Genomic DNA, 23,081 nt, shown 5'->3' on the forward strand with positions numbered 1-23,081 from the left:
AGCGCATAAGTCACGTGACGCGATGCGTAACGGGTATGGCAATCCGGCTCGCACGCTATGGAGGCTGATTGCGGTCGATAGTTCGCGCCCGTCTGCAACAAATAGCTCGGCGGTCGTGTGCACCGCCCATTCATTCGGCTGTGCCGCCAAATTAAACCGAACCGCGCTGGCAGAGTCCCAACTGTTAGGATCGTCAAAAGCCTCGGCGCCCGAGCACTCGCTCCGACGCCATCGCATACGGATAAGAATATTGACTCAACCGACGTCTACGCCCGGCAGTTTGCAGCGTCACCCGAACAGCGAGACGCTGGCGATCGGAGGCGATTGGACGCTGCAGCATTACGCGGCGCTGCGGCGTGAAGTCGAACAGGCACGCCGTCAGGGCAGTGACGCCGATTGCATCGAGCTCGACGCCATCGGCGAGCTAGACACCGCCGGCGCCGGGCTGTTGGTCGAATTGCTCGGCCCGGCACGCATCGCCAGCCTGCCGGAATGGGCGCCGCGACTGCCGCCGGAACGCCAGGCGCTATTGCAGACCGTCGCCGCCGCGCTGGATCAGCCGCGAGCCAAGCAGGAGCCTGAACCCAACGGCCTCGCCGACGTCCTGGCGCATATCGGGCGCAGCGTTGCCGGCGTCTGGAACCAACAGCGCACCCTGCTCGGTTTCATCGGCCTGACGCTGCAGACGCTGTTCACCGTCATCCTCAACCCGCGGCGCTGGCGAATCACCGCGCTGGTCGCGCATATCGAGCAGACCGGCCTGGACGCCGTTCCCATCGTCGCCCTGCTGACCTTTCTGGTCGGCGCGGTGGTGGCTTTCCTCGGCGCCACGGTATTGGCCGATTTCGGCGCGACCATCTACACGGTCAATCTGGTGGCCTTTTCCTTCCTGCGCGAATTCGGCGTGCTGCTCGCCGCGATCCTGCTCGCCGGGCGCACCGCCAGCGCCTTCGCCGCGCAGATCGGCGCGATGAAGGCCAACGAGGAAATCGACGCCATCCGCGCCATCGGCCTGAGTCCCGTCGAGCTGCTAGTGCTGCCGCGGGTCCTGGCAATGCTGATCACCCTGCCGATTCTGACCTTCATCGGCATGCTCAGCGGCATCGTCGGCGGGCTGGTGGTCTGTTCGCTGGCGCTGGATATCTCGCCGGCGATGTTCTTTACCATTCTGCAGCGAGACATTTCCATCAACCACTTTCTGGTCGGCCTGGGCAAGGCACCTGTATTCGCCTTCCTGATCGCGGTGATCGGCTGCCTGGAAGGCTTCAAGGCCAGCGGTAGCGCGCAGTCGGTGGGCGAACACACCACCTCCAGCGTGGTGCAGTCGATCTTCATGGTGATCCTGCTCGACGCCATCGCCGCACTGTTTTTCATGGAGATGGGCTGGTGAGATCGGAAGAACCCGTCATCCAGGTCCGGGGCCTGGTCAACCGCTTCGGCAGCCAGGCGGTGCACGTCAATCTCGACCTGGATATCCGTCGCGGCGAAATTCTCGGCGTGGTCGGCGGCTCCGGCACCGGCAAGTCGGTGCTGCTGCGCAGCATCGTCGGCCTGCGCCAGCCCAACGCCGGCAGCGTCAAGGTGTTCGGCGAGAACCTGCTGAAGCTCTCGACGGAGCGCCGCTCGGAGATCGAGCGGCGCTTCGGCGTGCTGTTTCAGCGCGGCGCCCTGTTCACCTCGCTTAACCTGCAGGAAAACGTCGCGCTGCCGCTGATCGAACACGCCGGGCTCAAGCGCGCCGATGCCGAGCATCTGGCGCGGCAGAAGCTGGCGCTGGCCGGGCTGCCGCCCGACGCCGCCTGCAAGTATCCCGACGAGCTGTCCGGCGGCATGGTCAAGCGCGCCGCACTGGCCCGCGCCCTGGCGCTCGATCCGGAAGTACTGTTTCTCGACGAGCCCACCGCCGGCCTCGATCCCATCGGCGCAGCGGCCTTCGACCAGTTGATCCTGACCCTGCGCGATGCGCTGGGTTTCAGCGTGTTTCTGGTCACCCACGATCTGGATACGCTCTACACCATCTGCGACCGCGTCGCGGTGCTGGCGCAGAAGCGGGTGCTGGCGGTCGATACCTTGGAAGCGGTTGCTGCCACCGACGACGACTGGATTCGCGATTATTTCCACGGCCCACGTGGCCGCGCCGCGCAGGATGCCGCGCAAAAGTTGGAGACGCCCTAAATGGAAACCCGTGCCCATCATGTTCTGATCGGATTATTCACCGTGGTCGCGGTCGGCTGCGCGCTGCTCTTCGCGCTGTGGCTGGGCAAGTCCAGCATGGACCGCGAATATAGCTATTACGATATCGGCTTCAGCCAGGCGGTCAGTGGGCTGTCCAGCGGTAGCTCGGTGGAATACAGCGGCATCAAGGTCGGCGATGTCACCGACCTGTGGCTCGACCCCGAAGACCCGCGCAAAGTCCGCGCGCGCATTCGCGTCTACGGCGGCACACCGATCAAGACCGACACTCAGGCGCGGCTGGCACTGGCCAACATCACCGGCAGCATGATCATCCAGTTGCACGGCGGCAAGCCGGACAGCCCGCGCCTTGAAGGCAGCCGGGCTGAGCCGCCACTGATCATCGCCGACCCGTCGCCACTCAGCGCGCTGCTGGAAAACGGCGAAGACCTGATGAGCAACATCAACAATCTGCTGCTCAGCGCCAACAAGATCTTTTCCGAAGAAAATACCGACCGTCTCAGCCGCACGCTGGAGCACCTGGAACAGGCGACCAGCGTGCTGTCCGAACAGCGCGGTGACCTGGCCCAGACGCTGCAGCAATTCAATCAACTGAGCCAGCAAGCCAATACCGTCATGGGCGAACTGTCGAGCCTGGCGCGCAACGCCAACGGCCTGCTCGACGATCAGGGCCGCAGCGTGCTGGACAGTGCCGAGCGGTCGATGAGCGCGCTGGATCGCACCACCTCCCGCCTGGATACGCTGCTCGAAGAAAACCAGGGTGCGTTGAACAATGGCATGCAGGGTTTCAACGACCTCGGCCCGGCGATCAACGAGCTGCGCAGCACGCTCGGTGCGTTGCGCCGGGTGACCCAGCGCCTGGAAGACAACCCGAGTGGCTTCCTGCTCGGCCGCGACAAACTGCAGGAGTTCACCCCATGAGCCTTCGCCAAACCTCGCTCCGCCTCGCCCTGTCCGGACTGATCATGGCGCTCGCGGCGTGTTCGATCCTGCCTGAGTCCGAAATCCTGCGGATCTTCCTGCTGCCAACCGCGACGACTTCTCAACAGCCCCGCGAGCCGGAGCTGCAGCACGCGCTGCGCATCAATACTCCGCAGGCCAGCCGCATCCTTTCCAGCTCAAGGATCGCCGTGGTGCCGCAAGGCAACCAGATCAGCGCCTATCGGGGTGCTCGCTGGAGCGATGCGGCGCCGATGCTGCTGCGCGATCGCCTGATCGAAGCCTTCCAGCGCGACGGGCGCATGCCTTCGGTGAGCAATGAAGAAGTGAACCTCTACGCCGATCTTGGCCTGCACAGCGATCTGCGCGCTTTTCAAACCGAATACATCGACGGCGAGCCGCAGATAGTGATCCGTCTCGATGCGCGCCTGGTGAACCTGCACGATCAGCACACCCTATCCAGTCGACGCTTCGAAGTCCGCCAGCCCAGCGCCGACCCCAGCCTGGAAAGCATGGTCGAGGCGTTCGGCCAGGCCAGCGACACGCTGAGCCGCGAGGTGCTCGATTGGACCCTTTCCCACGCACGGCAGCTGCCGCAAGGCTGAGGCGCCTCCGCTACCCTGCTTGTAACGGCGGTTTGTGCCCCGAGCATGACCCGCCCGTCCCTACCATTCATCGCACCAGCTACAGCTCGCGCGCGGCCCGACGATAACAGCCGGTCAGTGCCTCTTTTCAATCGGGGCCGTATCAGCTTTTGAAGGTGTTCCATGTCGCTGTCACTGCGAAAGAAAATCGTGCTCTCCACCTGCGCCGCAGTGCTGCTCGCCGGCACCAGCCAGTTGTCGCTGAACTTCATCGAGAGCCGCAAGAGTCTGGAGAGCCATATCGCCGAGCAAGTCGCAATCGCCAGCAAGACCTTCAGCGCCAGCGTGCGCTACTGGCTGCAGAGCAAGGAAGCGGCGCTGCTGTCTGTACCGGTCGACGAAACGTCGGGTCTGCAGGGTGCGCTGGTGCAGGCGAAGGTCGCCGGCGGATTCGAGAACGTGTTCTTCGCTCGTGCCGACGGCAGCCAGATCAACGCCGACCAGGTCAGCCTGCCGGCGGACAACAACGATCCGCGCCGCTGGAAGTGGTATCAGCAAGCGCTGCTGACGCCGAGCGAGGTCTACATTTCCACACCCAGCGTGGCGGCGGCGACCGGCCAGTTCGTGCTTTCGCTGGGGCGTACCCTGCAGCACAACGGGCAGGCGCTCGGTGTCCTGGGTGCCGACGTCGGCATGGGCGAGATTCTCGATCAGTTGAAGCAGATCGAACTCCCCGGCGAGGGTCTGGCGTTCTTCATCGACAAGCAGGGCACCGTGCTTGGCCACCCGGACAGCGCTTACCTGGATAAGAAGGTCACGGCCCTCTATCCGGCGCTGGATCAGGCGACGCTCGCCGGCCTGGTTGCCCACAGTGGCACGCGGCACCTGCTCGATGGCGACGGCAAGCGTCTGTACGCCGCGCCGATCGGCCATGCCGATCAGGTGCTGGTCATGGTGTTGGACGACGCCGTGCTAGCGGCGCCGCTGTATCGCCAGCTGTGGACGGGCCTCGCCGCCTTCGGCGTGATACTGATTATCTCGCTGACCGCCATCGGCCTGCTGTGCAGCTGGCTGCTGCGGCCGCTCGGCGTGGTCTCCGCGGGCCTGCAGGTAATCGCCGACGGCAACGGCGATCTGACCCAGCGCATCCCCGAAGCGAGCAACGACGAGTTGGGCAGCCTTGCTCGGCATTTCAACCAGTTCGTCGGCAGCCTGCATACGCTGGTCGGTCACATTCGCCGTCACGCTGAAGACATTGGTAGCGAGTCCGGTGACGTGCTGCAGCGCAGCAGCCTGTCGGTCGCCGAACTTGGGCGCTTGCAGCAGGAGCTGGCGCTGGTTGCCACAGCGGTGACCGAGATGGCCTCGGCCACCCAGGAAATCGCCGGCAATGCCGAGCGCACCGCGCAGTCGGCGCAGCAATCGACGTATAACAGCCAGCAGGGGCTGGAATTGGTGCGCAATACCCAGCGCTCGATCACTGGCCTGGCCGATGAGGTCGCGCAGGCTACCGGTGTGATTGCCGAGCTGAGCCAGCACTCGCAGTCGATCTCCGGCGTGCTGGCCAGCATTCAGGGCATCGCCGAGCAGACCAACCTGCTGGCGCTAAACGCCGCGATCGAAGCCGCGCGCGCCGGCGAACAGGGCCGTGGATTCGCCGTGGTGGCCGACGAGGTGCGGGTGCTGTCGCAGCGCACGCATGCCTCGACGCAGGAAATCCAGGCGACCATCGCCACCTTCCAGCGCATCACCCAGAGCGCTGTGGACAAGATGGACAGCAGCCGCGCGCTGGCCGAACGCAGCGTGAACGACGCTCAGCAGGCGTCCGCCGCGCTGGAGGAAATCACCCAGGCGGCGCAGCAGATTTCCGATATGTCCATGCAGATCGCCGCCGCAGCCGAGGAGCAGTCCGCCGTCACCGAGGAGATCACCCGCAACGTGGTGACCATCAAGTCGCTGGGCGACACCCTGGCCACCAACTCGGTGGAAGGCGAACGGCAGGCGCACCTGCTGCAAGGGCATGCCAGCGAGCTGAACGACAAGGTCGGTCGCTTCATTCTCTGAGACGCTCCTCTTATGAGCGAGCCCGAACGGCGTCAGACTCCGTCTTCGGGCCGTCTCGGCGAACGGCACGCCCGAAGCCGGGCGTGCTCTTTGCCACTAATGTCTCCGACCTTCCTTTGCATCGCCACGCGCGTTGAACGAGCCAGGCGAGCCCTAGCGCAATATACGCACCCCTAGTCGCCATCTTGGTCGCTCCGCCGCGTAACGTGCCGACATCGTTGCCTGCCGAAGACGCCGGCCTCAGACTTACACCACCGCCTCACATCTCCAGACCGTGGCTGGGAATTTTTGTATTTTCAGCGGGTCTATCCTGCCGACATGCCAAGAGCCTGTTGCTCTGTAGCGCGCCAAGGAAGCCAATCATCATGCGCATTCTCGTAACCGGCGGAGCCGGATTCATCGGCTCTGCACTGATCCGTCACCTCATCCACGACACCCCGCACAGCGTCCTCAACCTGGACAAGCTGACCTATGCCGGCAACCTGGAGTCGCTGGCAGAGGTGCAGGGCAGCGATCGTTATCAATTCCTGCAAGCCGACATCGCCGATCGCGAGCGCGTGGCCGAAGCGCTGCTGGAATTCCAGCCAGACGCCATCATGCATCTGGCCGCCGAATCCCACGTCGATCGCTCCATCGACGGCCCGGCCGAATTCATCCAGACCAACATCGTCGGTACCTATCAACTGCTGGAAGCCGCCCGGGCCTACTGGCAGACGCTGCCCGAAGGCCGCCGCCAGGCCTTCCGCTTCCATCACATTTCAACCGATGAGGTGTACGGCGACCTGCACGGCGTCGACGACCTGTTCACCGAAACCACGCCCTACGCGCCCAGCTCGCCCTATTCGGCCAGCAAGGCCTCGTCCGATCACCTGGTCCGCGCCTGGCAGCGCACCTACGGCCTGCCGGTGCTGATCACCAATTGCTCGAACAATTACGGGCCGTACCATTTCCCCGAGAAGCTGATCCCGCTGGTAATCCTCAACGCGCTGGATGGCAAATCGCTGCCGGTCTACGGCGATGGCGCCCAGGTGCGTGACTGGCTGTTCGTGGAAGATCACGCCCGCGCGCTGTTCAAGGTGGTCAGCGAAGGCCAGGTCGGCGAGACCTATAACATCGGCGGTCACAACGAGCAGAAGAACATCGACGTGGTGCGTGGCATCTGCGCCCTGCTCGAAGAACTGGCGCCGCAGAAGCCGGAAGGTTTGGCGCGTTATGAGGACCTGATCACCTTCGTCAAGGACCGTCCCGGCCACGATCTGCGCTACGCCATCGACGCCAGCAAGATTGAGCGCGAGCTGGGTTGGGTCCCGCGTGAAACCTTCGAGACAGGTCTGCGCAAGACGGTCGAGTGGTACCTGAACAATCTGGAATGGTGCCGTCGCGTTCAGGACGGCAGCTATCAACGTGAGCGCCTTGGCGCGCTGGAGAACGCATGAAAGGAATCATCCTCGCCGGAGGCTCCGGCACCCGTCTGCACCCCATCACCCTGGGCGTATCCAAGCAGCTACTGCCGATCTACGACAAGCCGATGGCCTACTACCCGATCTCGGTGCTGATGCTGGCCGGGATCCGCGACATCCTGCTGATTTCCACGCCGCAGGATCTGCCGCAGTACAAGAATTTGCTGGGCGATGGCAGCCAGTTCGGCGTCAATTTCAGCTACGCCGAACAACCCTCGCCGGACGGTCTGGCCCAGGCCTTCCTGATCGGTGAAGAATTCATCGGCGACGACTCGGTGTGCCTGATCCTCGGCGACAACATCTTCCATGGTCAGCACTTCACCGAGAAGCTACAGCGCGCCTCGGCGCAGCAGAAAGGCGCCACGGTGTTCGGCTACTGGGTCAAGGACCCCGAGCGCTTCGGCGTGATCGATTTCGACGAGAACGGCAAAGCCCTGTCAATCGAAGAGAAGCCGGCGAAACCGAAGTCGAGCTACGCGGTGACCGGCCTGTACTTCTACGACAACGACGTGATCGAGATCGCCAAATCGATCAAGCCGTCGCCACGCGGCGAGCTGGAAATCACCGACGTCAACAACGCCTACCTCAAGCGCGGCGACCTGAATGTCGAGCGCTTCGGTCGCGGCTTCGCCTGGCTCGACACCGGCACCCACGACAGCCTGCTGGAAGCCTCGCAGTACGTGCAGACCATTGAGCACCGCCAGGGCCTGAAGGTCGCCTGCCTGGAAGAGATCGCCTACCAGCACAAGTGGATCGACCGCGAGCAGCTGCTGCAGCGCGCCGATGCGCTGGGCAAGACCGGCTATGGCCAATACCTGTTCAAGCTGGCGGGTGAAACCGCATGAAGATCATCGAAACCGACATTCCCGACGTGCTGATCATCGAGCCCAAGGTCTTCGGTGATGAACGCGGGTTCTTCTACGAGAGCTTCAACGCCGCGGCATTCGAAGCCGCGACGGGACTCAAGCGCACCTTCGTCCAGGACAACCATTCCAAGTCCCAGCGCGGCGTGCTGCGTGGCCTGCACTATCAAATCCAGCAGCCCCAGGGGAAGCTGGTGCGGGTCGTGGCCGGCGAAGTGTTCGACGTGGCGGTGGACCTGCGGCGCAGCTCGCCCAGTTTCGGCCGCTGGGTCGGTACCCACCTGAGCGCACAGAATCAGCGTCAGCTGTGGATTCCGGAGGGCTTCGCGCACGGCTTCGTGGTGCTCAGCGAGAGCGCCGAATTCCTCTACAAGACCACCGACTACTACGCGCCGGCCCATGAGCGCTCGTTGCTCTGGAACGATCCGCAGATCGGCATCGACTGGCCATTCAGCGAGCCGCCTCAGCTGTCACAGAAGGATATTGACGGCAAAGTACTCAGCGAGGCGGAGCTGTTCGCATGAAAATTCTCATCACCGGTAGCAGGGGGCAACTGTCTCGGGAGCTGCAACTGGCGCTCGCCGGTGAGGGAAAGGTACTCGCCCTGGGCCACAACGTACTGGACCTGGCCAAACCGGCGGAGATTCGCCGGCAGGTTCGCCTGCTGCGTCCCGACCTGATCATCAACGCGGCTGCCTATACCGCCGTAGACTCGGCGCAGGCTGATCGCGATCAGGCCTTCGCGGTGAACGCCGTCGGCCCCGGCGTGCTGGCCGAGGAAGCGGCCGCTCTTGGCGTGCCGCTGATTCACTACTCCACCGATTACGTCTTCGACGGTCGCAAATCCGAGCCGTATCGGGAGGAGGATCAGCCGGCCCCTCTGAGCGTGTACGGCGAGAGCAAGCTGGCCGGTGAACAGGCGGTTCAGGCGGTCGGCGGCAAGCACCTGATTCTGCGCACCAGCTGGGTCTACTCATCGCACGGTCGCAACTTCTTACTGACCATGCAGCGCCTGCTGCAGGAGCGCGATTCGCTGTCGGTCGTCGACGATGAAATCGGTGCGCCGACCTGGGCCGGTACCCTCGGCACGGTCACCGCCGAGCTGGTGCGCAAATGGCGCAACGGCAGCGGCGGCCCCAGCGGGCTCTATCACCTGACCGCCAACGGCGAGACTTCCTGGTACGGCTTCGCCTGCAGCATCGCCGAACACCTGAGCCAGCAGGGCCGCCTGCGCGCCAGCCTCGAACCCATCCTGTCCAGCGACTACCCCACCGCCGCTCAGCGCCCGCTCAATTCGCGCCTCAACTGCTCACGCTTGCAGCGCGACTGGAACATCGAATTGCCAGACTGGGAGGACGCCTTGCATCAGTGCCTGAACAGCCCGCGCAACGCGCAGACCGGACAAGACGCCGTCGCTGCACAGAACGTCTAATTGCGGATCGAAGCCAAGCGACGGCCCTGCGGCGCTGTTCGAGTCCGAACGGGCACGTCCCTAACGCGCAAGGCCTGAACGTGCATAATGTCGCCCGGACAACAGGCACGTACGCATGACCGCATCCCTTTCTACTCGCCGCCCACGCTGGCGCAACCTGGCATTGCTAGCGCTGCTGCTCGCGCCATTGCTCTGGCCATTGCAGCAGCTGACGGAGCGCTACTACCGCAACGAGCTGATCGAACAGAACCGCCAGACGCTGGATCTCTACGTCGCCAACCTGCTCGGTACCCTGCGCCGCTACGAAGTCCTGCCGCGCATTCTGGGCGACCTGCCGGACCTGCGCAGCCTGCTGCGCGACGGCCAGAGCCCGGCCCTGATCGACCGGGCCAATCGTCTGCTGAACCGGCTGCGCCAGCAGACCGGCGCCGACGTCATCTACCTGATGGACACCAACGGCCAGACCCTGGCGACCTCGAATTGGAATGCCGAAGACAGCTTCATCGGCCGCAACTTCGCCTTCCGTCCGTATTTCCGCCAGGCCATGGACGGCCACCTTGGGCGCTTCTACGGCCTGGGCAACACCTCCGGCAAGCGCGGCTACTATTTCGGGGCGCCGGTGCGCGACAGCGAGGGAATTATTGGTGTGCTGGTGGTCAAGGTCGATCTGGACCACACCGAAACGCTCTGGGGCAATACGCCCGAGCAATTGCTGGTCACCGACAATTTCGGCGTGGTCATCCTTACCTCTCGGCCTGACTGGCGGTTTCGCGCCAGCCGCGCCCTGGATGCCGAAGAGCGCGAGCAGATCGCCTTCGACCAGCCCTACCCCACGATCACGCCACAGAACCTGACGCTGGACATCGAACGCTGGCTGATCCAGAGCCGCGAGCTGAAGGAAACCGGCTGGACGGTCCGCATCCTGGCACCCATCAACCTGGTTGAGCGCCCGGTGCGCACCGTGGTCGCCATCGGTGGCGCAACCCTCGCCGCGCTGCTACTGCTGCTCGGCCTGTGGATGCAGCGGCGGCGCCACTTGCTGGAACGCATCGCCCTGGATGCCAAGGCCCGGCAGCAGCTCGAACAGCGCGTGCAGGAGCGGACGCGGGATCTGGAAGCGCTCAACAGCCGGCTCAAGCAGGAAGTGCTCGAACGCGAGCAGGCCCAGCAGGAACTGGTCCGCGCACAGGACGAGCTGCTGCAGGCCGGCAAACTGTCGGCGCTGGGCACCATGTCGGCCAGCATCAGCCATGAACTCAACCAGCCGCTGGGCGCCATCCGCAGCTATGCCGACAACGCCGGTGTGCTGCTCGATCATCAGCGCAACGAGGAGGCTCGCGACAATCTCAGGCTGATCAGCGAGCTCACCGCGCGGATGGCCTCGATCATCGCTCACCTGCGTGCCTTCGCCCGGCGCGACCGCCATGCGCCGGAACGGGTAGCCCTACAACCGGCGTTGGATGATGCGCTGGCGCTGCTGGCCAAGCGGCGACAGGCGATGGGCGTCGAACTGATCCGCGACATGCCCGACGCAACCCTCTGGGTTCAGGCGGGCGAGACACGGCTGCGGCAGATTCTGTCCAATCTGCTGGCCAACGCGCTCGACGCGCTCAACGAGCGCCCGCCGGTGCGGCGCATCTGGCTGCGCGCCGAACGCACGGATGATGGCGTGCTGCTGACCCTGCGGGACAACGGTCCGGGGTTTACCGCCGCGGCTCTGGAACGCGCCCGAGAACCCTTTTTCACCACCAAGACAAGCGCCCAGGGCCTGGGGCTGGGGCTGGCCATCTGCGATACCCTGACCCGCGCCCTGGACGGCGAGCTGAAGATGGCCAACCATCCCGAAGGCGGCGCCCAGCTCAGCCTCTATCTGCGATCCGCCGATCCTGGCATCGCCTTCCCCAGCGAGGACTAGCATGACCAGCCAGATCGACCCGCAGTTTCAGGTAGTCCTGGTCGATGACGATCCCCATCTGCGCAAGGCGCTGAGCCAAACGCTCGACCTCGCCGGGCTCAAGGTCCTCAGCCTGGGCGATGCGCGCGGCCTGTCGACCCTGCTGCCGGTTAACTGGCCCGGCGTGGTGGTTACCGACATCCGCATGCCCGGTCTCGACGGCCTCGAACTTCAGCAGCAGTTGCATGCGCTCGACAGCGAGCTGCCGGTTCTGCTGATCACCGGCCATGGCGACGTTCAGCTGGCCGTGCAGGCGATGCGTGCCGGTGCCTACGACTTTCTCGAGAAACCCTTCCCCAGCGAGGCGCTGCTCGACAGCGTGCGTCGCGCCCTGGCCCTGCGTCAGCTGGTACTCGACAACCGCAGCCTGCGTCTGGCACTGGCCGATCGGCAGCAGCTTTCGATGCGTCTGCTCGGTCAATCGCCGGCCATGCAGCGCCTGCGGGAACAGATCGGTGCGCTCGCCGGCACCCAGGCCGACGTACTGATCCTTGGCGAAACCGGTGCTGGCAAGGAGGTGGTGGCACGCGCGCTACACGACTTGTCCAGTCGCCGCGGTGGTCCTTTCGTCGCAATCAACGCCGGCGCACTGGCCGAGTCGGTGGTCGAAAGCGAACTCTTCGGTCACGAGGCGGGCGCTTTCACCGGCGCGCAGAAGCGCCGCATCGGCAAATTCGAATTCGCCAATGGCGGCACCCTGTTCCTCGACGAAATCGAAAGCATGAGCCTGGACGTGCAGGTCAAACTGCTGCGCATGCTGCAGGAGCGGGTCGTCGAGCGACTGGGTGGCAACCAGATGATCCCGCTCGACATCCGTGTCATCGCCGCGACCAAGGAAGACCTGCGCCAGGCGTCCGATCAGGGCCGTTTTCGCGCCGACCTCTATTACCGGTTGAATGTCGCACCGCTGCGCATCCCGCCTTTGCGCGAGCGCAGCGAGGACCTGCTGTTCCTGTTCCAGCATTTTGCCGAGACCGCCGCCAACCGCCACGGGCTGCCGATCCGCGAACTGCGCCCGGAGCAGCGCGCGCAGTTGCTCAGACATCCATGGCCGGGCAACGTCCGCGAGCTGCAGAACACCGCCGAGCGCTTCGCCCTGGGGTTGGAACTGGGCCTCGATGATCGAGCCCGGCTTGCCGACGGCACGGCTGACGCGACGGGCAATGCGCTCAACGAGCAGGTCGATGCCTTCGAACGCGCTCTGATTGCCGCCGAGCTGGCGCGACCGCACGGCTCGTTGCGCAGCGTCGCCGAGGCCCTCGGTCTGCCGCGCAAGACGCTGCACGACAAGCTGCGCAAGCATGGGCTGGTCTTCAGTGATACTGGCGGAACCTCGCCGGACGACGGCGAATAGCTGGCGGATTTCCGCCAGCGTGCTGTGCGCCAGTTCACAACGGACGTATCCAAGAATGGGCTGCCACGCCGCTGCAACAGTTGCCTGGGCTAGATAACCCGCGCCGCCGAACCCGTCCCGAATCGTTAAAAGCTACGAGATAGACATGTCGGCCTGAGAAATATTCGTCAGCATTTCGCCACTACACCAGTAAACTCTCGCACCGCGAGACAGGTGCGTGCTTCTGGCACAGCACTTGCTCTCGCTAATCCATGAGCCGGCAAGCGAGCCTAGCGCGCAGCGATTTTTTCAATGACGCCTAGACTGGTCTTGCTGACTTCACCGAGTTGCCTCGCCAACGCGGCGGCTCAATCCACAACAAGAGGAAACACAACAATGTTCAAGCTGACTGCCACGGCGCTTGCCTGCGCTCTGTCACTGGGTATCGCAGGTCTGGCCCAGGCCGCTGATCCGATCACGATCAAATTCTCCCACGTGGTCGCCGACAACACGCCGAAAGGCCAGGGCGCCAACCTGTTCAAGAAGCTGGTAGAGGAGCGTCTGCCCGGCAAGGTCGAAGTTCAGGTCTACCCGAACTCCTCGCTGTTCGGTGATGGCAAGGAAATGGAAGCCCTGCTGCTGGGCGACGTGCAGCTGATCGCACCGTCGCTGGCCAAGTTCGAGCATTACTCCAAGGGCGTCCAGGTATTCGACCTGCCGTTCCTGTTCGACGACATCCAGGCGGTAGACCGCTTCCAGCAGAGCGAAGCCGGCCAGGGCCTGCTGCGCTCCATGGAAGACAAGAACATCACCGGTCTGGGCTACTGGCACAACGGCATGAAGCAGCTGTCGGCCAACAAGGAACTGCGCGAACCGAAAGACGCCCGTGGTATGAAGTTCCGCGTTCAGGCTTCCGCCGTACTCGACGAGCAATTCAAAGCCCTGCGCGCCAACCCGCGCAAGATGAGCTTCGCCGAGGTTTATCAGGGTCTGCAGACTGGCGTGGTCAACGGTGCCGAGAACCCCTACTCGAACATCTACTCGCAGAAAATGCATGAAGTGCAGAAGCACATCACCGAGTCCGACCACGGTCTGCTCGACTACATGCTGATCACCAACACCAAGTTCTGGAACGGCCTGCCCGACGATGTTCGCGGCGAGCTGGAAAGTATCCTGGCCGAGGTGACCGTAGAGGTGAACAAGCAAGCCGACGCGCTGAACCAGAAAGCCAAGCAGGACATTCTGGCTGCCGGTACTACCGAGATTCTGGTGCTGACTCCGGAAGAGCGTGCTAAGTGGCGCGAAGCCATGAAGCCGGTCTGGAAGAAGTTCGAGAACGAAATCGGTGCTGACCTGATCAAGGCCGCCGAAGCGTCCAACGCTCAGTAAGCCTGAAGAGAGGGCGGGCACAACTCGCCCTCTCCGTTGCGACAGCTACAACACCGATAGATCAGTGAAAAAAGAACCCGACCAGGCAGTCATCGAGGCAAGGCGATCCCGAGCCTGAGGTCTGGACGAAAACAAGCGTTTTTCATTGCTCTATAAACCGGTCACCACACCGGCTCATGGCGAACGTTCTGTACGCCCGTCAAAACAAAATGCATTCCATCGGGAGATGTCATCCATGAACGCCCTCCGGCGCGTCTGGGACCACTTCGAGGAGGCCTTCATCGCCTTCCTGTTGGCCGCCATGACGCTGGTGACCTTTGTTTATGTGGTCCTGAACAACCTCTACACCATTTTCTACAGCCTCGCGGACAGCTTTCCAGCGGCTGAAGACTTCTTCTTCGCCATCGGCGATTTCGTCATCGGACTGGCCCAGTCGATGACGTGGAGCACCGCGTTGACCAAGGCGCTGTTCGCCTGGCTGATCTTTACCGGCCTCGCCTACGGCGTACGCACAGCTGGCCATATCGGTGTCGATGCGCTGGTCAAGCTCGCGTCGCGCCCGGTACAGCGCTACATCAGCATCGTCGCCTGCCTGTTCTGCCTGGGTTACGCCGGCCTGATGACGGTGGCCAGTTTCGAATGGATCCAGGCGTTGTTCGTCGCCAACATCGGCGCCGAAGACCTTGGCCATATCGGCGTCAAGCAGTGGCATATCGGCATGATCGTGCCCATTGGTTTTGCCATGGTGTTCATCCGTTTCGTTGAAATCTTCGTGCGCATCCTGCGTAACGAACAAACCGGGCTGGGACTCGCCGATGAGGCCGCCGAGGCGCTTAAGCTCGGTGAAGAGGAGCCGAAATAATGACTATCCTGTTCCTCTTCGTGGCGCTGTTCGCGCTGATGTTCATCGGCGTGCCGGTGGCCATTTCTCTCGGCCTGGCCGGCTCGCTGACCATCCTGCTGTTCAGCCCGGACTCGGTTACCTCACTGGCGATCAAGCTGTTCGAGACCTCCGAGCACTACACGCTGCTGGCCATTCCGTTCTTCCTGCTGGCCGGCGCCTTCATGACCACCGGTGGCGTGGCGCGTCGCCTGATCGATTTCGCTAACGCCACTGTCGGTCACATCCGTGGTGGTCTGGCCATCGGTGCGGTAATGGCATGCATGCTGTTCGCCGCGCTCTCGGGTTCGTCGCCTGCGACCGTAGCGGCCGTGGGTTCCATCGCCATCGCCGGCATGGTCCGCTCTGGCTACCCGCAGGCGTTCGGCGCTGGCATCGTCTGTAACGCCGGTACGCTGGGCATCCTGATCCCGCCGTCGATCGTCATGGTGGTCTACGCCGCCGCGACCGAAACCTCGGTAGGCAAGCTGTTCATGGCTGGTGTGGTCCCGGGCATTCTGCTTGGCGTCGCACTGATGGCCGCGATCTACATCATCGCGGTGAAGAAGAACCTCCCGGCAATGCCGCGCGCGACCTTCCGCGAGTGGCTGTCTTCGGCACGCAAGGCGCTCTGGGGCCTGCTGCTGATGGTGATCATCCTCGGCGGCATTTACTCCGGTATGTTCACACCGACCGAAGCGGCTGCGGTGGCTGCGGTGTATTCCGCCTTCATCGCGCTGTTCGTCTACAAGGACATCACTATCCGCGATTGCCCGAAAGTGCTGCTGGAGTCGGGCAAGCTCACCATCATGCTGATGTTCATCATCGCCAATGCGATGCTGTTCGCCCACGTGCTGACCACCGAGCAGATCCCGCAACAGATCACCGCCATGGTGCTCGAGGCAGGCCTGCAGCCTTGGATGTTCCTGCTGGTGGTAAACATCGTGCTGCTGGTTGCCGGTGCCTTCATGGAGCCGTCGGCGATCATCCTGATCCTGGCGCCGATCCTGTTCCCGATCGCCGTGCAGCTGGGCATCGACCCGATCCACCTGGGCATCATCATGGTGGTGAACATGGAGATCGGTCTGATCACGCCGCCAGTGGGGCTGAACCTGTTCGTCGCCTCGGCCGTGACCGGTATGCCGGTGACTCAGGTAATCCGTGCAGTCATGCCATGGCTCGCGATGATGCTGGCTTTCTTGATCCTCATCACCTACGTGCCGTCCATCTCGCTCGGTCTGCCGAACTTGTTGGGAATGTAACCGCTCCAGACGCATCCAGCCCGGCCTTGTGCCGGGCTTTTTTGTGCGCGCTTCAGAGCGCCAACACGTCCGCCGGGCGACGACGGAACCAGCCGGTCAGCGACAGCCGGTCGGTCTGCGTGACCAGCACTTCATGCGGGAAACTCCCCGATAGAAAAACCACCAGATTGCCGGCCAGTGGTGGGATATCCAGGCTCGAACCATCGGCCAGGTACATGCGCAGCTCACCGCCATCGGCCGCTCGCCAATCCGGATTCAGATAGAGCACGGCGCTGACGCAACGGCTGTCGTCATCGCGGAAGCGGTCCAGATGCGTCTGATAGAAGGCGCCAGGCGGATATAGCGCGAAGTGGCACTCGAACTCTTCCAGGCCGAGAAACAGCTCGCGGTTGAGCGTCTGTCGCAACTCGTCCATCAGCGTCAGGTAGGCATCGCAGACTGCCGCCTGCCCTTCTTCCAGCCAGTGGATATGGTCGCCGCGAATGCCTTCGCGCACCGCCTGATCTTCACCGCGGCCAACCCCGGCCGGTGCCAGCGCACCTTCGGCGTATCGTCTGCGGCACTCATCGGCCAGCTGGCGGGTCACATCACTGGAAAGGAAAGCACTCTGCAACGACCAGCCGCGCGTGGCGAGGTCGTCGATGATGGTAGAGAACGGCAAGGACGTGACTCCAATGGGCTGATGGCGTTTCCCTACGGCCTTCGGCAGGCCGGAGTGAAACAGCGGATGAGTCTAGCAGCAGCGCTTTCGCTGCTCGACAAGCCCGGGTTGCGACGCCGAAAATAAACCGCCGCCACAAAGGAGCTTCCATGCGCGCCCTTATTGCTTGTGTATTGCTTGCCTTCAGTCTGAACGTTTGGGCCGATAGCTATGATGAACTTTACGAGGCGGCGGGCTGGACCGAACAACGCGCCAACTTTTCCGACGCGCTGACAGCCGCGCAGCAACGCTACAAGAACAGTCTGCCGCCGGCGGTTTACCAGGCGCTGGTGACCAACAGCAACCGGCGTTTCGCCGTCGACGCCATCGACCAGCGTGCCAAGCAGGCGCTACGGCAGAATCTGTCCGACCCGCAGCCAGCGCTGGATTTTTTCCAGTCACCGCTGGGCCGCAAGGTGGTTTCGGCGGAAACCTTGGCAGGCCGTCGCGAACAGCTCACCCGCTACGAAAATGGCTTGCCACGTATGGAGGCTGGCAGCAATCGGCAGTTGCTGATCCGCCATTTGGCCCAGGCCTTGCCGGCGGCCGAAGCGGGCGCCGAAGTCAGCCTGGCGTTGGCCGGTGTCGCAGCCGACAGCCTCAGCCAGATGATTCCCGGCCTGCTCGGCGGGGGGCAGGCACAGGGCTTGCTGGACAGCCAGCGCGAGCGCTTGCAGCAGCAGGTCGAGAGTGATCTGGACAATACCTTGCTGTACATCTATCGCGACCTCGAGGACGCCGAGCTCGAGCAATTCGTCGAATTCGCTCAGTCACAAGCGGGCCAGGCTTACTATCAGGCCGCGTTCCAGGCGCTACGTGCCGGCCTGGCGGCTGATACCACCACCGCCGACGTTCAGGCACAGGCGACTACTTCAACCGTTCACTGAGAAAGTCGAAATATTCGCGGCGCAGTGCTTCGCGCTCATTGACCAGATGATGCCGCGCGCCAGGTAGACGCAAAATCTCAGGGGCGGTGAATTTACCTTCGAGAATCGGCAAGTTGTGCTGCCAATCGACGGTCATGTCCGCCTCGCCCTGGACGATGATCGGGCTATGGGGGCTCGGCGGCGCACCCTCGATGCGCGGAATCCAGCGCGACAGCGCGCCGACCCAGGCGGTCGGCAAGATATTCGGCTGCAGCGGATCGCTGGACTGGATGAACTCCAGAAATACCGGATCGCCCGAGTTTTCGCTAAAGCGCCGGGGGATCTGTTTGACGAAGCGGCGCACCACCTCGTAACTGAAGCGGGACCAACCCCAGGCACGCGGTCGCACCAGCGGTGCCAGCAGAATGCCGCGGCCCGGGTGCTCCGGCTCGCCGAGCAGATAATCCAGCACGATCGCAGCCCCGGTGCTCTGCCCCAGCAAATGCCAAGGCTGCGGCAGCTCCAGCTCGGCGGCTTCATGCAGCAGGCCCTGCAGCACCGCCTGGTATTCGTCGAACTCGTTGATGCTGGCGCGTGGTCCGCTGGACAGCCCATGCCCCGGCAGGTCGCAGGTCAGTACTGCGAAGCCCATCCGCAGCCCCCAATCCACCACGTGCCGGTAGAGTCCCATGTGGTCGTAATAGCCGTGCAGGATCAGCAGTGTCGCCACCGGCTGCTCGGGGCACCAGGCCTGCACGGCCACCTCGTAACCATGAACCGGAAAGCAGCCAAGGCGGCGCTGGACGTTGCGGTGATGAGGCAGATCCAGGCCGTAGTAGGTCTGGTAGAAATGGGCATCGGCGGTCAGCTCGGCGCCGTGATTGATAGGACGCAGCTGCGCGCGCAGCGCGTCGGGATCGATTCGCGAAGGCATGTCGGGTTTTCTGGCTCGAATTAACGGCGATATTCAGCTCTGCGGCGCGACGTGGCAAGCTGGCGCCCCCACAGAAGAGCGCCGCCATGTCCGTACGCCACAAATACCTGATCGCAGCACTCATCGCCCTGCTCTGGGGCGGCGCCATGCTGGCGGCCTTCTGGTGGTTCGAAGCGCGCTATCTGCGCACCTTCGAAGGCGAGCGCGCCGAACTGTTCTCGGGCGATGCGCTGCAGCTGCCAGCCGAGTTGCAGGGCCCCGGCCCGGTGCGCTTCGTGCATTTCTGGGATCCGGGTTGTCCGTGCAACGTCGGTAACCAGCAGCATCTGGAGGAACTGCTGAAGCGCTTTGCCGGCGCCGGAGCCGAGTTCTATGCGGTACAGAAACCGGGCAGCACCGGACGCCTGCCGCAGCAACTGGCGGCGCTGAAACCGCTCGATAATCTCGCGGGTGCCGGCCAGCTGCCTGCCAGCCCGGCGGTGGCCATCTGGGACACCCAAGGCCGGCTTGCCTACATCGGTCCCTACAGCGAAGGCGCCGTATGCAGCTCGGACAACAGCTTCGTCGAACCCATTCTCGAGGCCGTGCTGGCTAGCCGCGAAGTGCGCGCGACGCACTCCCTGGCGGTGGCCTGCTTCTGTGATTGGGGAAAAGACATAACCGCTGAATGAGTAAGGATAAGTCGTCTATCCGTAGACATTTGCAGGGAACTGGATAAAACTGATGCCATTGGACATAACAACACGGACCGCTACTATGGCCAACAAATTCCATCTGCAAGCCGACCGCATCATGCTCGGCGTACTCTGGACGATGGCGGTCTATGCCATTGGCCTGTCCTTCTGGAAGGATACGCTCGCCCTCTCCCTGATCGTAGCCGGTAGCACAGCCATCACCATGAGCGTGCTCCGAACGCTGATCGGCGGCACCCGCGCTTATCGTTGCCTGATCGGCGCCGGTTTCATGGTGCTTTCCGCGCTGCACATCCAGCAAAGCCACGGCATGATCGAAATGCACTTCGGCATTTTCGTTCTGCTGGCGATCCTGGTGTATTACCGCGACTGGCTGCCGATTGTGGTGGCAGCCTCGGTGATTGCCCTGCATCACGTCGGCTTTTTCCTGTTACAGCAGAGCGGCGAAACCATACGCCTGGTTCACGCGAATGCCGGTTGGCCGGTGGTTCTGGTGCATGCAGGTTATGTGGTGGTCGAAAGCATGATTCTGGTGGTGCTGGCCCGTCATGGCGCTCGTGACGCGGCAATCGGCGAGCACCTGCAGCAGACCTCGGCGCACCTGCTGCGCGAAGGTCGCCCGATCGACCTCAGTTACCGCAGCGAGGCAACCGATGATTCGGCGCAGCGTTTCAATCAGCTTCTCGACGAACTTGACGGGCTGGTCAGCCGCGTCGTCGATACGGGCACTGAGTTGCACGACACCAGCGGCCATCTGGCGCAAACCACCCGCCGCCTGAACCTGGGCGCCGAAGCCTTGCGGGACAGTACCGACCAGATAGGCCATACCGTCGGGCAACTCAGTGCTGCGGTGACGCAGGTGTCCGAGGAGACCGAACGGGCAGCGCAAAGCGCGCGGAAGGCCGACAGCGACGTTGCGGCCGGCATTACCGCAGTCGGCTCCGCACAGGCCGGGATCGGTGAGCTGGCCACTGAAATCGGCCTCTGCAGCGACGTCGTACACGCTCTGGCGGCGGATACACAGCAAATCAGCCGGGTGCTCGATGTCATCCATGCCGTCGCGGCGCAGACCAATTTACTGGCGCTCAACGCCGCCATCGAAGCCGCCCGGGCCGGCGCCCATGGCCGTGGTTTCGCCGTCGTCGCCGATGAGGTACGCCAGCTTGCCCATCGCACCCAGCAGGCCACGGAAGAAATCCAGAGCATGACCGGCCAGCTGCGGGAGCGTTCGGCCAACGCGGTTCGGGCCATGACCCAAAGCAAGGAAGGCGTCGAGCGCTGTGTCGGCCACACCGAGCAGATTGCCCAGCTGTTGCGAGAGATCGATCGATCCATGGAAGCCGTGCAGGACATCGGCGTTTCAACCCGCGAGCAACTAGCCAGCGCAAACGAACTGAGCCGGCTCGTCGAGCAGATTCGTGGCATTGCTGCGCAATCCACCGGCGATGCGGCCGGGGTGTCGGCGGACAGTCAGCGCCTGGAGCGGCTGGCCGGGCATCTGCTCGACCTTTGTCGGCAATTCGAGGTAAGTGGCACGAATCAGACCGAGCTTCCGGCGGTGCCCATCGCCGTCGAGCATCCCGCCTCGATGCCGAGAAACACCGTGCTACGAGCCGATGACGCTTTTGAACCCGGTGATGCTCGCTGGCCGGTCACGGCCGCAATGGGTCAAGAGCCGGCATTGCGCTGAGCGCACCCCACCTGAACCAGGCCGGCGCGCCAGGCTATCGCCCGAGCGCGCCGGATATCCTGTGCGTCAGCTATGCGCCGATGGCGGCGCCGCCACCGTGTTGGTGGCCGCAGGACGCCAGTTTTGCGTACTGGTTTCATCCATGGCCTGACGCATGGAGCGAACGCGGCGCTTCTCGGTACGACGGCTGACGTACCAGGCGATGAAGGTCGCGAACGACACCACCAACAGGATCAGACTGGCTACCGCGTTGATTTCCGGCTTCACGCCCAGACGCACGGCGGAGAAGATTTCCATCGGCAGCGTGGTCGAGCCGGGTCCGGAGACGAAGCTGGCGAGCACCAGGTCGTCCAGCGACAGGGCGAACGAGAGCATGCCGCCAGCCGCCAGCGATGGCGCGATCATCGGCATGGTGATCAGGAAAAACACCTTCCAGGGCCGCGCGCCGAGATCCATCGCCGCTTCCTCGATGGACTGGTCGAGCTCACGCAGACGCGCCATCACCACCACCGCGACATACGCCGAGCAGAACGTGGTGTGCGCAATCCAGATTGTCACGATGCCCCGTTGCGCCGGCCAACCCACCAGCTGCGCCATGGCGACGAACAGCAGCAATAGCGACAGGCCGGTGATCACTTCGGGCATCACCAGCGGCGCCGTTACCAAGCCGCCGAACAGCGTACGGCCGCGGAACACCGGGATGCGCGTCAGCACGAAGGCCGCCATGGTGCCGAGCGCCACCGCGGCGATGGCGGTGTACAGCGCGATCTCCAGCGAGCGCATCACCGCACCCATCAGCTGGCTGTTGTCCAGCAGACCGACGTACCACTTCACCGACCAGCCGCCCCACACCGTCACCAGGCGCGAGTCGTTGAACGAATAGATGACCAGGATGACCATCGGCAGGTAGATGAACAGCAGTCCGAGCACCAGGATCAGGTTGGAAAAGCTCCAGCGTTTCATAGCTTGCCCTCCAGTTCCTTGGCTTGATTTCTGTTGAACAGAATGATCGGCACCAGCAGGATCGCCAGCATCACCACCGCCAGAGCGGAAGCCACCGGCCAGTCGCGGTTGTTGAAGAATTCCTGCCAGAGCACCTTACCGATCATCAGCGTCTCGGGACCGCCGAGCAGTTCGGGAATGACGAACTCGCCCACCACCGGAATGAACACCAGCATGCAGCCGGCAATGATGCCGTTCTTCGACAGCGGCACGGTGATCTTCCAGAAGCTGGTGAGGTTCCGTGCGCCGAGGTCCGAGGCGGCCTCGAGCAGGCTGAGGTCATGCTTCACCAGATTGGCGTAGAGCGGCAGGATCATGAACGGCAGGTAGGAATAAACCACGCCGATATAGACGGCGACATCGGTATTGAGGATGCGCAAGGGTTCGTCGATCAGCCCCAGCCCCATCAGCAGGCCATTGAGGATACCGTTGCTGCTGAGAATGCCCATCCAGGCGTAGACGCGGATCAGGATAGCCGTCCAGGTCGGCATCATGATCAGCAGCAGCAGCACGGTTTGCAGATCCTTGCGCGCCCGAGCAATGGCATAGGCCATGGGATAGCCGATTAGCAGGCACAGCAGGGTGCTGAAAAAAGCGATTTTCAGCGAGCCGGCGTAAGCGGCCCAGTAGAGACTGTCTTCACTGAGGAAGATGTAGTTGCCGAGGTTGATCACTATCTGCAGCTGCTGCTCGGCGTAGGCGAAAACCTCCGTGTAAGGCGGAATTGCAACGTCCGCCTCGGAGAAGCTGATCTTCAGCACAATGGCGAACGGCAACAAGAAAAACAGGAACAGCCACAGGAAGGGTACGCCGATGACCAGTCGGCGGCCGGTATTCAAGCGTG

The 23,081-nt window shown here is 63.3% G+C and carries 21 protein-coding genes and 1 pseudogene; 18 read left to right on the forward strand and 4 right to left on the reverse strand.

Annotation, left to right across the window (positions count from 1 at the left end; genetic code table 11):
• Positions 1–247 precede the first annotated feature (247 nt).
• The 15 genes and pseudogenes from GYM54_RS12875 to dctM all read left to right on the forward strand — a co-directional run bounded on the left by GYM54_RS12875 (position 248) and on the right by dctM (position 16,353).
• Entirely contained in the window at positions 248–1,390 is a 1,143-nt protein-coding gene (locus GYM54_RS12875; RefSeq protein ID WP_374105195.1) for an MlaE family ABC transporter permease, read from the forward strand.
• Positions 1,387–2,175, forward strand: a complete 789-nt coding sequence (locus tag GYM54_RS12880) for an ABC transporter ATP-binding protein (RefSeq protein WP_197445347.1) — start codon at positions 1,387–1,389, stop codon at positions 2,173–2,175. Before GYM54_RS12875 ends, GYM54_RS12880 begins: the two co-directional genes overlap by 4 nt.
• Positions 2,176–3,114 (forward strand): MlaD family protein, encoded by a 939-nt coding sequence (locus tag GYM54_RS12885; protein WP_197445348.1) that lies wholly within the window; start codon positions 2,176–2,178, stop codon positions 3,112–3,114.
• Positions 3,111–3,737 carry an ABC-type transport auxiliary lipoprotein family protein gene (locus GYM54_RS12890; RefSeq protein WP_197445349.1) on the forward strand — a complete coding sequence of 209 codons (627 nt, stop codon included), beginning with the start codon at positions 3,111–3,113 and terminating at the stop codon, positions 3,735–3,737. Before GYM54_RS12885 ends, GYM54_RS12890 begins: the two co-directional genes overlap by 4 nt.
• Before the next feature lie 162 nt (positions 3,738–3,899).
• Positions 3,900–4,922: pseudogene (locus GYM54_RS22075) on the forward strand (cache domain-containing protein); the annotation flags it as partial.
• A 153-nt stretch (positions 4,923–5,075) separates the two neighbouring features.
• A complete protein-coding gene (locus GYM54_RS22080) occupies positions 5,076–5,780 on the forward strand; it encodes a methyl-accepting chemotaxis protein (RefSeq protein WP_374105196.1) in 705 nt (234 codons plus the stop codon).
• 365 nt (positions 5,781–6,145) lie between these two features.
• Positions 6,146–7,216 carry a dTDP-glucose 4,6-dehydratase gene (gene rfbB, locus GYM54_RS12900; RefSeq protein WP_181103256.1) on the forward strand — a complete coding sequence of 357 codons (1,071 nt, stop codon included), beginning with the start codon at positions 6,146–6,148 and terminating at the stop codon, positions 7,214–7,216.
• Positions 7,213–8,085, forward strand: a complete 873-nt coding sequence (gene rfbA, locus GYM54_RS12905) for a glucose-1-phosphate thymidylyltransferase RfbA (protein WP_131649050.1) — start codon at positions 7,213–7,215, stop codon at positions 8,083–8,085. Before rfbB ends, rfbA begins: the two co-directional genes overlap by 4 nt.
• Positions 8,082–8,627, forward strand: coding sequence for a dTDP-4-dehydrorhamnose 3,5-epimerase (rfbC, locus tag GYM54_RS12910; protein WP_131649051.1), 546 nt, complete (start codon positions 8,082–8,084; stop codon positions 8,625–8,627). The genes rfbA and rfbC overlap by 4 nt, the downstream gene beginning before the upstream one ends.
• On the forward strand, positions 8,624–9,535 hold the full coding sequence (gene rfbD, locus GYM54_RS12915) for a dTDP-4-dehydrorhamnose reductase (RefSeq protein ID WP_181103258.1): 912 nt from the start codon (positions 8,624–8,626) through the stop codon (positions 9,533–9,535). Before rfbC ends, rfbD begins: the two co-directional genes overlap by 4 nt.
• Before the next feature lie 115 nt (positions 9,536–9,650).
• Entirely contained in the window at positions 9,651–11,450 is a 1,800-nt protein-coding gene (locus tag GYM54_RS12920; protein ID WP_181103259.1) for an ATP-binding protein, read from the forward strand.
• A 1-nt stretch (position 11,451) separates the two neighbouring features.
• Entirely contained in the window at positions 11,452–12,843 is a 1,392-nt protein-coding gene (locus tag GYM54_RS12925; RefSeq protein ID WP_131649054.1) for a sigma-54 dependent transcriptional regulator, read from the forward strand.
• A 375-nt stretch (positions 12,844–13,218) separates the two neighbouring features.
• Complete coding sequence (dctP, locus tag GYM54_RS12930; protein WP_131649055.1) at positions 13,219–14,211, forward strand: C4-dicarboxylate TRAP substrate-binding protein DctP; 993 nt, start codon at positions 13,219–13,221, stop codon at positions 14,209–14,211.
• Positions 14,212–14,446: 235 nt separating this feature from the next.
• Positions 14,447–15,073: a TRAP transporter small permease gene (locus tag GYM54_RS12935; protein ID WP_131649056.1), complete on the forward strand. Its 627-nt coding sequence runs from the start codon at positions 14,447–14,449 to the stop codon at positions 15,071–15,073.
• The gene (gene dctM / locus GYM54_RS12940) at positions 15,073–16,353 is read left to right on the forward strand and encodes a C4-dicarboxylate TRAP transporter large permease protein DctM (protein ID WP_131649057.1); all 1,281 of its coding nucleotides are present in this window, start codon (positions 15,073–15,075) and stop codon (positions 16,351–16,353) included. The genes GYM54_RS12935 and dctM overlap by 1 nt, the downstream gene beginning before the upstream one ends.
• 52 nt (positions 16,354–16,405) lie before the next feature.
• Here dctM and GYM54_RS12945 read toward each other — a convergent pair whose 3' ends face one another.
• Positions 16,406–17,014, reverse strand: coding sequence for a 2OG-Fe(II) oxygenase (locus GYM54_RS12945; RefSeq protein WP_181103261.1), 609 nt, complete (start codon positions 17,012–17,014; stop codon positions 16,406–16,408).
• Positions 17,015–17,163: 149 nt separating this feature from the next.
• Between GYM54_RS12945 and GYM54_RS12950 the strand changes: the two genes are divergently transcribed.
• Positions 17,164–17,940: a DUF2059 domain-containing protein gene (locus GYM54_RS12950; RefSeq protein ID WP_181103263.1), complete on the forward strand. Its 777-nt coding sequence runs from the start codon at positions 17,164–17,166 to the stop codon at positions 17,938–17,940.
• On the opposite strand, the gene GYM54_RS12955 is transcribed toward GYM54_RS12950, so the two are convergent.
• Complete coding sequence (locus GYM54_RS12955) at positions 17,921–18,853, reverse strand: alpha/beta hydrolase (protein WP_181103265.1); 933 nt, start codon at positions 18,851–18,853, stop codon at positions 17,921–17,923. The two genes, GYM54_RS12950 and GYM54_RS12955, sit on opposite strands and share 20 nt — an antisense overlap.
• An 86-nt stretch (positions 18,854–18,939) precedes the next feature.
• Between GYM54_RS12955 and GYM54_RS12960 the strand changes: the two genes are divergently transcribed.
• Positions 18,940–19,524 carry a DUF6436 domain-containing protein gene (locus GYM54_RS12960; RefSeq protein ID WP_181103267.1) on the forward strand — a complete coding sequence of 195 codons (585 nt, stop codon included), beginning with the start codon at positions 18,940–18,942 and terminating at the stop codon, positions 19,522–19,524.
• 544 nt (positions 19,525–20,068) lie between these two features.
• A complete protein-coding gene (locus GYM54_RS12965) occupies positions 20,069–21,235 on the forward strand; it encodes a methyl-accepting chemotaxis protein (RefSeq protein WP_181103432.1) in 1,167 nt (388 codons plus the stop codon).
• A 66-nt stretch (positions 21,236–21,301) separates the two neighbouring features.
• Here GYM54_RS12965 and GYM54_RS12970 read toward each other — a convergent pair whose 3' ends face one another.
• Both GYM54_RS12970 and GYM54_RS12975 read right to left on the reverse strand, forming a co-directional pair.
• Positions 21,302–22,198 carry an ABC transporter permease subunit gene (locus tag GYM54_RS12970; protein ID WP_131649063.1) on the reverse strand — a complete coding sequence of 299 codons (897 nt, stop codon included), beginning with the start codon at positions 22,196–22,198 and terminating at the stop codon, positions 21,302–21,304.
• Complete coding sequence (locus tag GYM54_RS12975; protein ID WP_177493039.1) at positions 22,195–23,076, reverse strand: ABC transporter permease subunit; 882 nt, start codon at positions 23,074–23,076, stop codon at positions 22,195–22,197. The genes GYM54_RS12970 and GYM54_RS12975 overlap by 4 nt, the downstream gene beginning before the upstream one ends.
• Between the last annotated feature and the right edge of the window lie 5 nt (positions 23,077–23,081).

The sequence above is a fragment of the Pseudomonas sp. MTM4 genome (assembly GCF_019355055.1).
GTDB lineage: Bacteria > Pseudomonadota > Gammaproteobacteria > Pseudomonadales > Pseudomonadaceae > Stutzerimonas.

What these genes read in the sequence shown, in the direction of transcription:
- GYM54_RS12920 (WP_181103259.1), top strand. Translation starts at nt 9,651, where the DNA reads ATGACCGCATCCCTTTCTACTCGCCGCCCACGCTGGCGCAACCTGGCA.
- GYM54_RS12970 (WP_131649063.1), bottom strand. Translation starts at nt 22,198, where the DNA reads ATGAAACGCTGGAGCTTTTCCAACCTGATCCTGGTGCTCGGACTGCTG.
- GYM54_RS22080 (WP_374105196.1), top strand. Translation starts at nt 5,076, where the DNA reads ATGGCCTCGGCCACCCAGGAAATCGCCGGCAATGCCGAGCGCACCGCG.
- rfbC (WP_131649051.1), top strand. Translation starts at nt 8,082, where the DNA reads ATGAAGATCATCGAAACCGACATTCCCGACGTGCTGATCATCGAGCCC.
- GYM54_RS12885 (WP_197445348.1), top strand. Translation starts at nt 2,176, where the DNA reads ATGGAAACCCGTGCCCATCATGTTCTGATCGGATTATTCACCGTGGTC.
- GYM54_RS12935 (WP_131649056.1), top strand. Translation starts at nt 14,447, where the DNA reads ATGAACGCCCTCCGGCGCGTCTGGGACCACTTCGAGGAGGCCTTCATC.
- GYM54_RS12965 (WP_181103432.1), top strand. Translation starts at nt 20,069, where the DNA reads ATGATTCTGGTGGTGCTGGCCCGTCATGGCGCTCGTGACGCGGCAATC.
- rfbB (WP_181103256.1), top strand. Translation starts at nt 6,146, where the DNA reads ATGCGCATTCTCGTAACCGGCGGAGCCGGATTCATCGGCTCTGCACTG.
- GYM54_RS12960 (WP_181103267.1), top strand. Translation starts at nt 18,940, where the DNA reads ATGTCCGTACGCCACAAATACCTGATCGCAGCACTCATCGCCCTGCTC.
- GYM54_RS12950 (WP_181103263.1), top strand. Translation starts at nt 17,164, where the DNA reads ATGCGCGCCCTTATTGCTTGTGTATTGCTTGCCTTCAGTCTGAACGTT.
- dctP (WP_131649055.1), top strand. Translation starts at nt 13,219, where the DNA reads ATGTTCAAGCTGACTGCCACGGCGCTTGCCTGCGCTCTGTCACTGGGT.
- GYM54_RS12955 (WP_181103265.1), bottom strand. Translation starts at nt 18,853, where the DNA reads ATGCCTTCGCGAATCGATCCCGACGCGCTGCGCGCGCAGCTGCGTCCT.
- dctM (WP_131649057.1), top strand. Translation starts at nt 15,073, where the DNA reads ATGACTATCCTGTTCCTCTTCGTGGCGCTGTTCGCGCTGATGTTCATC.
- GYM54_RS12890 (WP_197445349.1), top strand. Translation starts at nt 3,111, where the DNA reads ATGAGCCTTCGCCAAACCTCGCTCCGCCTCGCCCTGTCCGGACTGATC.
- GYM54_RS12925 (WP_131649054.1), top strand. Translation starts at nt 11,452, where the DNA reads ATGACCAGCCAGATCGACCCGCAGTTTCAGGTAGTCCTGGTCGATGAC.
- rfbA (WP_131649050.1), top strand. Translation starts at nt 7,213, where the DNA reads ATGAAAGGAATCATCCTCGCCGGAGGCTCCGGCACCCGTCTGCACCCC.
- rfbD (WP_181103258.1), top strand. Translation starts at nt 8,624, where the DNA reads ATGAAAATTCTCATCACCGGTAGCAGGGGGCAACTGTCTCGGGAGCTG.